This window comes from Stutzerimonas stutzeri (assembly GCF_024448715.1).
Lineage (GTDB): Bacteria > Pseudomonadota > Gammaproteobacteria > Pseudomonadales > Pseudomonadaceae > Stutzerimonas > Stutzerimonas stutzeri_AR.
Map to the genome: position 1 here is coordinate 457,594 of NZ_JAMOHZ010000003.1, position 12,393 is coordinate 469,986.

Annotated in this window: 9 protein-coding genes; 4 read left to right on the forward strand and 5 right to left on the reverse strand. The window is 59.5% G+C overall.

The window, feature by feature from the left end:
• The first annotated feature begins 183 nt into the window (after nt 1-183).
• Complete coding sequence (locus tag NAV33_RS08975; RefSeq protein WP_255979060.1) at nt 184-2,508, forward strand: pesticin C-terminus-like muramidase; 2,325 nt, start codon at nt 184-186, stop codon at nt 2,506-2,508.
• A complete protein-coding gene (locus NAV33_RS08980) occupies nt 2,508-2,939 on the forward strand; it encodes a hypothetical protein (RefSeq protein ID WP_255979062.1) in 432 nt (143 codons plus the stop codon). Before NAV33_RS08975 ends, NAV33_RS08980 begins: the two co-directional genes overlap by 1 nt.
• Before the next feature lie 112 nt (nt 2,940-3,051).
• Here the strand turns inward: NAV33_RS08980 and NAV33_RS08985 are convergent, their stop codons facing one another.
• Both NAV33_RS08985 and NAV33_RS08990 read right to left on the reverse strand, forming a co-directional pair.
• Complete coding sequence (locus NAV33_RS08985; RefSeq protein WP_255979064.1) at nt 3,052-3,762, reverse strand: LrgB family protein; 711 nt, start codon at nt 3,760-3,762, stop codon at nt 3,052-3,054.
• Complete coding sequence (locus NAV33_RS08990) at nt 3,759-4,124, reverse strand: CidA/LrgA family protein (protein WP_255979066.1); 366 nt, start codon at nt 4,122-4,124, stop codon at nt 3,759-3,761. The genes NAV33_RS08985 and NAV33_RS08990 overlap by 4 nt, the downstream gene beginning before the upstream one ends.
• Nucleotides 4,125-4,520: 396 nt before the next feature.
• On the opposite strand from NAV33_RS08990, the gene ccoG reads away from it, so the two are divergent.
• Nucleotides 4,521-5,936 (forward strand): cytochrome c oxidase accessory protein CcoG, encoded by a 1,416-nt coding sequence (gene ccoG, locus NAV33_RS08995; protein ID WP_255979068.1) that lies wholly within the window; start codon nt 4,521-4,523, stop codon nt 5,934-5,936.
• Between the two features lie 87 nt (nt 5,937-6,023).
• The gene (gene mapR, locus NAV33_RS09000) at nt 6,024-7,433 is read left to right on the forward strand and encodes a GntR family transcriptional regulator MpaR (RefSeq protein WP_255979070.1); all 1,410 of its coding nucleotides are present in this window, start codon (nt 6,024-6,026) and stop codon (nt 7,431-7,433) included.
• 23 nt (nt 7,434-7,456) lie between these two features.
• On the opposite strand, the gene NAV33_RS09005 is transcribed toward mapR, so the two are convergent.
• From NAV33_RS09005 to NAV33_RS09015, 3 genes are all read right to left on the reverse strand, one after another.
• Nucleotides 7,457-8,236: a PhzF family phenazine biosynthesis protein gene (locus tag NAV33_RS09005; protein ID WP_336605367.1), complete on the reverse strand. Its 780-nt coding sequence runs from the start codon at nt 8,234-8,236 to the stop codon at nt 7,457-7,459.
• 139 nt (nt 8,237-8,375) lie between these two features.
• Entirely contained in the window at nt 8,376-11,501 is a 3,126-nt protein-coding gene (locus tag NAV33_RS09010) for a transglycosylase domain-containing protein (RefSeq protein WP_423836658.1), read from the reverse strand.
• 140 nt (nt 11,502-11,641) lie between these two features.
• Complete coding sequence (locus NAV33_RS09015; RefSeq protein WP_255979076.1) at nt 11,642-12,391, reverse strand: Zn-dependent hydrolase; 750 nt, start codon at nt 12,389-12,391, stop codon at nt 11,642-11,644.
• Between the last annotated feature and the right edge of the window lie 2 nt (nt 12,392-12,393).

A 12,393-nucleotide genomic window follows, 5' to 3' on the forward strand; every position in this document is an offset into this window, starting at 1 on the left:
CATTGCGCAGTCGGGGCTATTGCTGCGAATCAGGCCATAAAACTGCGCTGTTCAATTGCATCACAGGACTGCTTTGTCGCATGGTTTGCGCGGCCAAGTGAGAGCTGAGCTTAGCCGGTTAATCGGACGGAAAAACAAGCGCGGACAATGATGTCCGCCCCATGCAGAACAAGGATCGTGGCGATGCCTGACAGCGTTATAAACTGGAGTTATCCCTTTGCCGGCAATGCCGCCAGTCCGCTCGCAAACTTGACCAGCCTGGCCAAAGCCAACGGCGGACATTATCCAATGGGGGCGAACGGCCTGTGGCATGGCGGAGTGCATTTTGACAAAGGCACCGACACGGTCTTCGATCAGTCCAGTGTTCGTTGCATCGCCGATGGTGAAGTAATCGCTTACCGTATCGACGAGCAATATCCGATCAGCGAATACACAGGCGACATCCCGCTGATCAAACGGGCGCCTTTCTCCACGGGGTTCGTCTTGGTGAGGCATCGCTTGGCGCTACCACCGCTAGGCAAAACGTCTACGTCCATCGCGCCAGCGCTGACCTTCTACAGCCTGTATATGCATTTGCAGGAATGGGCCGGTTACCAACACCGAACAACCCTGCCACGTCCGGAATTCTGGGCTGACGGGACATATCGGGTCGAAACCCAGGGCTCGAGCCTCAATGTGCGCGCCGAGGCCAGCCAGAACGCGCCCATTCTGGCCGCTTTAGCCAACGGAGCACGGGTCAAGATCGGTGCCAACGATGGCGATTTCTGCAAACTGCTGAGCATCGTCAGCGGCTCGGCGGTACCAGCGCTGGAGCCTACCGGCGGCGAGGAAAACCTGCCGGGTTACCTCGCGAACAAATTTCTCAAAGCGCAATACGAACCCCAGACCAAGGACAAGGTGGTGGTATTGGACACTCCGATATCGATCAAGGCCGGCGCCCTTATCGGCCACCTTGGCCAATATCAGAATCAAAGCGAGGGCATGCCTCAGGCGCTGCTGCACCTGGAGGTGTTCAGCTGTGAGGACGTACCCGCATTCATCGCGTCGAGCCGAGCACACGCCGCTCGCCTGCCGGACGAACAAAAAACCCTTCTGAAAATTCATAAGGGCGCCAGCAAACTTATCCCGCACCGCGCAGGTATTAGCGCCAACAACCCACCTAATATCAGCGATGAGGGCGTCACAATCGGCGTTGACCTGATCCTCCCGCAAAGCCTGCTCGACAGCCTGCCCGCCGACGCCAAGCTTGTCGTGCCGCCCAGCACCGGGGCCATGTCGGGTACCCCAGAGATCCGCTGGTGGCGGCTCGATAATCTGCTGGCTGACCAGGACGGCAAACCGATCAGCGGCTGGCTGGCTGAACAGGAGATGATCACCACTCGCCACAGCCCTTGGGAATGGGAGGGCTACGACTTCATCGAAAATAGCGAACGCTCAGCCGGGGCTTTGGCCTATCACCTCGAAGCCCTCCGCCGTTTGACTGATGATGAGCGGGCCAATTATCAAAGCATGATCGACTTGTCCGACAAAGGCCCGATCAAGCAGCGCTTGCACGCCATCCTTGACGGAAACGGCGACCGGAAAATCACCCTAGAAGAAATCCGCACCGCCATAAGTAAACCCTGGCACGCCCAGTCCATCGCCCAGCTGATTACCCGCCACGAAAGCGAATGGTTCTGGAATCCGGGTAAATGGGATGAGTTGGATGAGCTGATGGACCACAGCCCAACCGTCCCGAACTTGGATTGGGTTGAAGAGAAAAAGCGGATAGAGAAACTAGCGTGGTGGAAGGATGTGGCCGGGAAGTATGGGATAGCGGCGGATGGGGTGGCTTGGCATTTTCAGCCAATTGGGTTACTTGCATGCGTCGGAACGGCGGATGACGAAGACGATATCAAATGGCTAAACGTGCCACGTGGACAATTAACTTTTGATGTCGAAGGGAATGATGACGATAGCTCGATGTATTTTAGTAGGGTCGCCCATTGGCCACCTGTAGGGGCCTCTGGAGTCACCATTGGCAGAGGTTATGATGTTGGGCATCAGCATAACGTTAGGAGTGATCTACAAACAGCAGGAGTATCAGAACCTCTTCTATCCTGGCTGGACAGCGGAAAGGGCCTGAAGAAAGAACTTGCTAGAGATTACTTACGTAACGCAAGCGCAGAAATCAGAAGCCAGAAAATTTCAAGGAAACAGCAGCATGTGCTTTTCCTTTTCGTATACGAGTCCATGGAGAAGGACGTCAAAAGAATTTGCAACAAACGAGATGTAATCGAGGCCTTCGGGGGCACGGATTGGGAAGCGCTTCATCCAAAAATCAAAGACGTATTAGTGGACCTGCGATACCGCGGTGATTATACGCCCTCCATACGATCAGAAATTCAACAGCATGTAGCCAATAACGACTTACTAAGTTTCACTAGAGCCATCAAAAATCGAGCGATTTGGCCGACTAACCTTCCCAACGATCGTTTCATCAAAAGATCAAATTTTTTGGATGAATAATGAAAACATACAAGCCCTTTATAGCGCTCACTACTATTTTATTTTCTACGACTGGCACGTTTGCGGCAGACAATATTCCTGCTTACGCGATGGAAATGAACACCAAACGGATCAATGGTCTTTTGTTCCGATATACAAGATTTAATTCCGAATCGCCTTTCCCATGCCTGCGACTCGAGTTAATCAAACCGCAAGGCGATTGGAATATTGTCGAAAAATTGGACATATGTGAAATGAACGGCTTGTCGCTAACTGAGGGCTACACATACTCGAGCTTCGAAAACCTTCACTTCGGCAACGACGCCCTTGACTTTAAATTTAATTATTATTCCAACAGTACACCCGGCGAGTTTACTCAAGAATGTTCAGTTGCAGTGTCAGAGAAAAAGATGAACAGCATCCAATGTACCAGCCCGAAAGTAGTCGAATAAGTTATTCAAAAATCTCTAACCGGGCCGCTTTCGCCATTTTTGGGCTGTTTTTCTTCCGACCACTACATCTGAGCGTGATTAATCCAGATCATCATCGACCTAGCGCCGCAAATCACCCAAAACCCAGCGGCAGAAACAAAGCGATGAGAATCCCCAGCAGACTCATTCCCAGCGCGGCGAAGGCGCCACATTCATCGCCCTCTTCCAGCGCGCGCGCCGTGCCGATGGCGTGGGCGTTGATGCCGTAGCTCAGGCCGCGCGCCGCCGGATGTTTCACACCGGCCCAGCCCATCAGCCATGGTCCCAGCGCAGTACCGATAACGCCTGTAAGCATGACGAAAACCGCTGCCAGCGAAGCGAGACCGCCAATTTGCTCGGCCACCAGCATGGCGATTGGCATGGTTGCGGCCTTGGGTGACAGACTCATCAATACCGACAAGTCCGCACCCAGCGCGCGGGCTATTACCAGTGTCAGGAAAACGCCAAGCACGCCGCCGCTAACCAGCGTAATGAGGATTGGCCAGAACAATTGCTGGATGCGCCTGAGATGGCGATACAGCGGCACCGCCAACGCCACCGTCGCGGGGCCGACCAGCACGGCGATCATCGAAGCACCCTCGCGGTAGCTCGCATAATCGATTCCGCATAGGTAGAGCGTTCCGACAACCAACAGCATTCCTATCATCACCGGCTGCAGCACCAGCCAGCCGCTGCGCCGGTACAGCGCCAGCGCCAGTTGAAAGGCGATTAGCGTCAACGCCACGGAAAACAGCGGGTGATCCAACGTCATCGCCCAGACCTGGCTCCATTCCAGACGACTCATGCCTGCTCCTCCTGCCGCCGATCCATCCGCCGGATGAGGAGTTGCATCAGCCAGCCGCAGAACGGCACGGTCACCATAAGCGACAACACCAGGCCGGCCGCAATGGCGAGCAAGTCAGCCAGCAAGGCATCGCTGCTGGTCATGATTCCCGCCGCCGGTACGATCAGCAACAGCGGCAGGTATTGCAGCAGCAGCGCTGCGGTCTTCTCAAGTGGCTCAGGAATGCCACGGCGCAGCAACAGCAGGCCGAACAGCAGCACCATGCCGATGATCGGACCGGGTAACGCAGGGAGCAGCGAGAGATTGATGACGCTGCCAAGCAATTGCAGCACTACCAGCCAGGTCAGGCCTTTGAGAATCATGATGTTTCCTTAATCGACAGCAGAACAGAACGCAGATTGGCCAAAGCCAGACGACGGATGGCAGCACGCGCCCGCGACCGATGCAAGCGTAGGACTATCACCCGGCGCAGCGGCAGCGAAACAGGTGCAGATAGCCACGAAAAAAGCGGATCACAGATCTGTGATCTTTCCAATTTGCCTGTGGCGTAGCGCCGCAGGTCTGCCCGTGCCCTTTGCCAGATTGGAAAGCGAACCTGGCCGCGAGCCCAGACGGCGGGCGGGCCGCTCCGCCAACAGACATTCGCATTGTCATCCACAATCTATCTGATCCGTATTTTTGGCTTTTACCTGAGCCTGTTATGCATATCATCGTGGACTGATTATCCGCCCCGTCTGAATGCCTGATGGGGCGACACAATGACCGAACGAATTCCCGCCACGATCATCGACAGCGTTGATCCGAACAAACCCATACGCCTAACACCTGCCCAGACTGGCGGACCGATTCATACCCGCAGTTTCACTGGCCTGTTCCGCACTCTGCGCCTGCTGGGTGGCGGCCTTTTGTTCCTGCTCTATTTCGGCACCCAGTGGCTGAACTGGGAAGGTCGGCAAGCGGTGCTCTGGGACTTGGGCAAACAGCAGTTCCATATCTTCGGTGCCACCTTCTGGCCGCAGGACTTCATCCTGCTGTCGGCATTACTGATCATCGCGGCCTTCGGCCTGTTCTTCGTCACCGTGCTGGCCGGCCGCGTATGGTGCGGCTCCGCCTGCCCACAAAGCACCTGGACCTGGATTTTCATGTGGGCGGAGAAGGTCACCGAGGGTGACCGCGGCCAACGAATCAAGCTCGACGCTGCGCCCTGGACAGCCGCGAAACTGTTACGCCGCACGGCCAAGCACGTGCTCTGGCTGGCGGTGAGTCTCGCCACGGCACTCGCCTTTGTCGGCTACTTCACCCCGGTACGTGAGCTAGTGCGCGACCTGCTCACGCTGGATGTGGGCCCGACCGCCGGCTTCTGGCTGTTCTTCTTCACCGCTGCCACCTACATCAATGCAGGATGGCTACGGGAACAGGTCTGCCTGCACATGTGCCCTTACTCGCGCTTTCAGAGCGTAATGTTCGACGCCGACACCCTGGTAGTTTCCTACGACGCCGGGCGAGGCGAAAATCGCGGTGCACGCCGCAAGGGCAGCGATCCGAGCGCGCAGGGCCTTGGCGATTGCATCGACTGCACGCTGTGCGTGCAGGTCTGCCCAACCGGCATCGACATCCGCGACGGCCTGCAACTCGACTGCATCAGCTGCGGTGCATGCATAGACGCTTGCGACAGCGTGATGGACAAAATGGGCTACGCACGCGGATTGGTTCGCTATACATCCGAGCGAGCGCTGCAAGGTTGCAGGACGAGGTTGTTTCGACCGCGCCTAATCGGCTACGCAGCGGCACTGCTGCTGATGATCGGCGCCTTCGTCTGGGAGCTGGATGCTCGACCGATGCTGTCGCTGGATGTCACCAAGGACCGCACCCTGTATCGCGAAAACGTGCAGGGGCAGATCGAAAACATGTACAGCCTCAAGGTCATCAACAAGACCCAACAGCACCGGCAGTACGCGATATCGCTCGGCGAGGGTCCATTCGAGCTGCACGGTCGACGCGAAATAAGCCTGGCTCCCGGCGAGATCGCCGATCTGCCGGTCAGCGTGGCACTCACCGATGCCAGCCATAGCCGGGCGCTGAGCCGCAGACTGCAGTTCGAGGTTCATGATCTCGACGATCCGCACAGCGCCGTCAGTACTCACAGCACCTTCGTCGCGCCGGCCAATCCGTGAGCGCGTCATGATCCGCTTAACCCGAGACGCACCGTCCGCGCTTCGTGCAGTATCGTCACTTAGCATTGCCGCCGCTGAGCCAGACGCATGAAGCGCTACGAAAAATTCGCTGACGAGATAGCCGAACTGATCCGCACCGGCGTACTGGGGCCGGGGGAAAGAGTGCCGTCGGTGCGCCATGCCAGCCGCACCTATGGAATCAGCCCGTCGACGGTGTTCCAGGCTTACTACCTCCTTGAAGATCGTGGCCTGATTCAGGCGCGGGCACGTTCTGGCTACTTCGTTCGCGAACACGCCAAGCGGCCGCTGCACGAACCCGAGATCGGCCCACGGCTGGCCGAAACCACCGAGGTCGGCGTCAGCGAGCTGGTGTTCTCGGTGCTCGCCTCGCTACGTGACCCTGACACCGTGCCCTTCGGCTCGGCCTTTCCCAGCCCGGAGCTCTTTCCCCTACAACGCCTGGCGCGCTCCATGGCACAGTGCGTACGCGACATGCCGGCCAGCGCGGTAGTCGCCGAGATGACGGCCGGCAATCCGGACCTGCGCCGGCAGCTCGCCCTGCGCTACATGGTCAGCGGCGTGATGCTGCCGATGGACGAACTGGTGATCACGACCGGCGCCATGGAGGCGCTGAATCTGTGTCTGCAGGTCGTGACCGAGCCCGGCGATCTGGTCGCCATCGAAGCGCCCGCCTTCTACGCCACGCTGCAGGTACTGGAGCGGCTCAAGCTCAAAGCGGTGGAAATTCCGGTGCATCCGCGCGAGGGCATCGACCTGGAAACACTCGCTGACGGCCTTACCAAGCTTCCGATCAAAGCGTGCTGGTTCATGAGCAGCCTGCAGAATCCGCTGGGCGCGAGCATGGGCGAGCCGAAGAAGTTGCAGCTTTACGAGCTGCTGCGACAGCACCAGGTGCCGCTGATCGAAGACGACGTCTACGCCGAGCTCTATTTCACCCAGGAACCGCCCAAGCCCGTCAAAAGCCATGACCGCGACGGTTTGGTCATGCACTGCGGCTCATTCTCCAAAAGCCTTGCGCCGGGCTATCGCATCGGCTGGGTCGCCGGCGGTCGTTACGCCGAGCAGATCAGCCGACTCAAGTTGATGACCACCATTTCACCTTCGGTCCCGGCCCAGGCAGCCATCGCCGATTACCTGCAGCACGGCGGCTACGACCGTCACCTGCGCAAGCTGCGACACGCGCTGGAAATGCAACAAGGCGCCATGCTCGCCTCCGCCGCTCGGCATTTCCCGGCGACTACGCGGGTCACACGCCCCAGCGGGGGATACTTCCTGTGGTTCGAGTTTCCGGAGCAGGTCGACTCCCTGCAGCTGCTGCAGCTTGCTCTCGCCCAAGGCATCAGCCTCGCCCCAGGTCCGATTTTTTCGGCCACACAACGGTTCCAAAATTGCGCGCGGTTGAACTATGGCTACCCCTGGGATGCGCGCAGCGAGAAGGCGATGGAGTTGCTTGGACGAATGATCAAGTCGTTCTAGGTTGGCGCCTCACGAACGACGGCTTAGACCTCAATCGTTCCCTGCAAGTACTGCACCGCCCGCCCGGCAACGAAGACTCGCTCCCCTTCCACCCGGCAATACAGCAGCCCGCTGCGACGCGAGGCCTGCAGCGCGACCAGCGACGATTTGCCAAGACGTCCGGCCCAGTACGGTGCGAGGCCAGCATGAATCGAGCCGGTGACCGGGTCTTCATCTCCACCATTGGCGGGCCAAAAGTAACGTGAGACGAAGTCCTGCTCACGCCCCGGCGCGGTGATCACCACATCCAGAGGCGCGAGCGTTTTGAAAGCAGGCAGATCCGGCGTCAGGTCGCGTACTTGATCCTCGTCCTCGTATACGGCGAACCAGGCCTGACGGTTCTTCAGAACTGCTAGGGGAACGACTTTAAGGCCGTTGAGCAGCTCCGCCGGAGGGTTCTCCACGCGCTCCGGCTCACGATTGGGGAAGTTCATTTCCAGCAGGCCGTTGTCCTGTTGCACAACGCTGACGTCCCCCACCGCGGCGGCCCGAAAGGTCAGCGGCGCCGTCGCCATTCCCTGACTGAGCAGCACGAAGGCGCTGGCCAGGGTTGCGTGACCGCAGAAGTCAATTTCGGTCAAGGGCGAGAACCAGCGGATGTGATAGGCACCGTCCGGTTCGCGGACCAGAAAGGCCGTTTCCGACAGGTTGTTCTCGATAGCGATCGACTGCATCTGCGCATCGCTCAGCCATCGCTCCAGCGGCACCACCGCAGCGGAGTTGCCCTTGAACAGCTCATCGGTAAATGCGTCGACTTGGTAGATCGGCAGTTTCATGCTCGGCCCTCATCCCGGCGCGCGCCCGCCGTCGGGCGCGCTGATCGAGCCAGTCTCGCCGAGCGGGGGGCGCCCGGCAATCTTCCTGAGTGACAGGCGGCCGACGATGCAGAGGTCGCCGGCTGGGTCAGGAACTCGACGCCATACTCGCAGTGAGCGTGGGCTTGATCGGCTCTGCCGGCGGCTGACATTGCGTCTGCGCGCCAACCTGTAGATAGGGCTGAAGAATCGGCGCCATGCCCTTTAACACCTGCACCGGTAGCGCCGAGGTAAAGCGGAAGCTGTCTGCGCCGCGCCCCGGAACATAAGCGGTCAGGGTGCCGAAGTGGTTCGGTCCGAGATAGAAGACGAAGGTTGCGGTCCGGTTGATCGCTAGCGAGCTGATCAAGCGGCCACCCGCGCCAACGGTCTGGATACGGTTATCCCCCGTTCCGGTCTTGCCGCCGACCCGCAGTGACTCACCATCCGCTTGCAGAAAGGTGTCTCGCAGACGTCGCGCAGTTCCCCCCTCGACCACAGTGGCCAACGCTTCACGCAAGGCCGCCGCGACTTCGCTATGCAGCACCCGAACGCCTGCATCCGGCTTGATCCCCAAACGGGTCTCGTACGGCGTGTCGCTGGCGAAATGCAGACTGTCGATCCGCACGCTGGGCAGCCGTACGCCATCGTTGACGATGATGCCCATCAACTCCGCCAGCGCGGCGGGACGATCACCGGAGCTGCCCAGTGCGGTTGCCAGCGACGGCACCAAATGATCGAAGGGATAACCCAGACGCTGCCAGCGGCGATGGATATCGGTAAATGCCTCCACTTCCAGCATGATGCGAATGCGGCTGTCACGGGCGCTCTTGTGTCGGCTGCGGAACAGCCAGCCATAGACTTCCTGACGTTCGGCGGTGCTGGCGGTAATCACCTCGGAAATACCCGCGTCGGGGTTCTTGATCAGATAACCCAGCAGCCACAAGTCCAGCGGATGCACGCGCGCGATATAGCCCTGATCCGGCAGGCTGTAAGTGCCGAGGCCGTAGCGGGTGTACAGAGAATCGAGCGCCTTGTCGGTGAGCTTGGCGTCAGGCAAGCCTTTCTTGAGGAATCGGTCGAAGGCGGCGCGATCCGCCTCCGGCATCAGATAGCGATGCACGGCAGCGAGCCGGGGCGGCGTTGGACGCATGCCGTCGAGTAGCACTTCGATGCGCTCGTCGGCGGTCTTGCCTCGGTATTTTTTCCAGAACCGCTGAAGGAATACCGAGCCCTCGCGATCGGCGAAACGCCTCAGGTATTCGCGCCGCTCGGGATTGTCATCGCTTTTCAACAACTCAGCGCCGTTGGACGTCTGGTAAGTGCTGTAGCTCACCAAGTCGCGCATCAGCCGCACAAATGGCAGGTTGATCGATTCCTGCAGAGCCTCGCGCATGGTCGGCAAACGGCCGTCATCCTGGTGGCGGAAGTTGCCGAAACGGTGCATTCCGGCTCCAGTGAAGAAGCGCTCGGTCGGGCTGGCGGAATAGCGCCGTTCCAACGCCGCATCGAGCATCGCCGGCAGATTGCGGTCCTCGTTCTGGATCAGATAACCCAGAGCCCAGCGCGTCAGTGGATCGACCGCCTCGGCCTTGCGCAATTCACTGACCTCGCTCCGCGCGTAGCGGTCGTGCAGCTCGGCGATGACCTCGAGATAGGTGGTCAGCACGCGCAGCTTCGCCGTGGAGCCCAGCTCCAGCTTGCTGCCCTCGTTGATGTCGAATGGCTGGTTGGTGTTGTCGGTCTGTACCCGCACGCGGAAACCCTGCTCGCCGCGCTCGAACAGCGTGAAGCTGTAGCGGACGTCAGCGGTGCGCTCCGGTGACAACATGCGCTCGCCGAACAGCCCGACCTCACCGGCGAACTCCGGCTCTGCCAGACGCTGGAGATATTCGCTGACCTGCTTCTGCAATTCGCCATGCAGCGGCGTGGTCGCGGCCAAATCTAGGCGATCCAGTTCGTACAGCGACACGCCGAGCAGACTGCTCAGGCGCATACGCGCGGCAGTGATGCCCTTGCTGGATGGCACTTCGCGGATGCCCGGTTCAAGGCGCAGATCGCGGAAGCTGACCTTTTGCTGCAGCGCCGCGTTGCGCAACCGGGTGCCGATCACACCGCCGTTGGCCAGCAAGCGAATGTGGCTGTCGGTGAGTTCAGCCATGTCATCACGACCCGCACCCAGGTAATAGGACGGGCGGCGCTGCGCGATCAGTAGCGACAACACCTGACGAAGCGCCAGACCCTGAGCCTCCAGACTGGTGCCGGCATTGCGGCGCGAATCGAGCAGACGGTTGACCTCGGCGAAGTCGGCACCGAACCAGAGGCGCAAGCCATCGGCGATGCCATGTACCTCGCCGTGGCCGTAGGCAGCGGACAGCGGAACGCTGTTGAGATAATCGCGGACGATGCGCTTGCGGGTATCCATCGTCTGCGGGCCTTCGCGATAGGTACGCACGCTCGCCGAAACCATCTGCCGGATTTTTTCCTCGGCGCTACCGGTCCGGCCTTCAGGAGAGTGCCGGTACTTTTCCACTTGCGTGGCGAGCGTACTGCCCCCAGCCGCCTGGACCGGCAGGCCGAGCTTCTTCTCGACCTGGCTCACCGCGGCCATGGTGAAACGCGGCCAGTCCACCGCAGGGTTGGCACGGGGGCGCTCGGCATTAAGCAGGCCGCGATCCTCGATGAACAGCAGACTCATCGCGATGACAGGCGGTACATCATTGAACGTTTCGTAGTACTGATGCGGGTAACTGTTGGCGTACAGCGGCTCGCCGCGGCAGTCTTCGATCGTCAGCCCGGCCTGGGATTTCTCCGGATAAGGCACAAAAAAGCCACGACTGGCGTACCGCTGCAACGCTGGCGAAAAACGCACTTGCTGCTCAATGTCGAAGCCACGCTCGGTCAGTCGCTGCAAAAAGGTCGGCAGGTCGGCGTAGCCCAGACGACGGTCGAAAGGCCCGGCCTCGGGAAACAGGATATTGGCACTGGCACCCGGCGCGACCTGATAATCGAGATTTTCCGCGTAACGGCTCAGCCAGAGCGCCTGCAACTTTGATGTATGCATCTCATGCCAAGCGGCATAGCCACCGCCCGCAAGCAACGAAACGCCCAGCACCATGCTCATACGACGTGCCAAGCGGCTGCCGTGCGAGGGCTTCTTACCGGGTTTTTTGATGGATGGCGCTCGTTTGCTGCCACCTACCCGGGATGTATCGGTCCGCCATACTGCGCCCATCTTTTCCGGCCTGGCTTTCAAGAGAAATCACAGGCTTAAGCTTAGCTGGAGGCGCTTCGCTCAGCGTGCCAAGCAGACGAACGGAGGCGCTCAAAAACGGGCCTGACAGAGCAGTGACACGATGCAATCAAGGCTCGTGTTTATTCAATCCAGCGCGGGTAAAAACCCAACTGAGACTGCAATTGCACATCCTGTATTTGCAAGATCTCCACAGGCAGTGGCTTTGGGCTATTTTCGCTATCGGCAGCATCGCCACGAAAGAAGTAGCGCTGCCCATTATCCAGCGTAAGAAACAGCCCCAAGGCACCATGTCCGGGCAGTTTTACCAGCACCAGCCGTTCGTCGCCTAACAGGTCGAGGCTTTCCTCAAACCCATAAAAAGGTCGCCGTTCAAAGCGCAGTGGTTGCCATCTAACCCCATGGGCGAATTGCGCCGGGATTACCGCGGGCGGCGTTGCGGTGCTGGCGTAATGAATGCTTTCCGGATTGGCCAGAACTGGCAGATCGGCGAAGTCAGCCAACCCGGACGCGTATTCCCAACGGGCACACCCCAGCACGACCCGGTCGACGCTGATGCCATCGCGATTAAGCTGATCACGCACGGGCTGCACGGCCCCGTAGCGCTTTTCCCGCCAGGGAATCGCGCTGTCCAGCTGCGCATCGATCTGCCGGCCTAAGCCCGTGCCGAATAGCAGCCGACTGCCCTGATGCTCGATCAAGACGGCGATGTGGTTGATGATTGGCGGCTGTACCCAGCCACCGTCACGCCAGGCGAATTCACCACTGGACGTGGTCTGGGCGGTGCGCACCAAACTGAAACGCAGTTCCGCCGCGCTCAGGGTTCCGGCCAATAACGTCAATGACAAGCCAATAATCCTCAGGCTGCGCATGG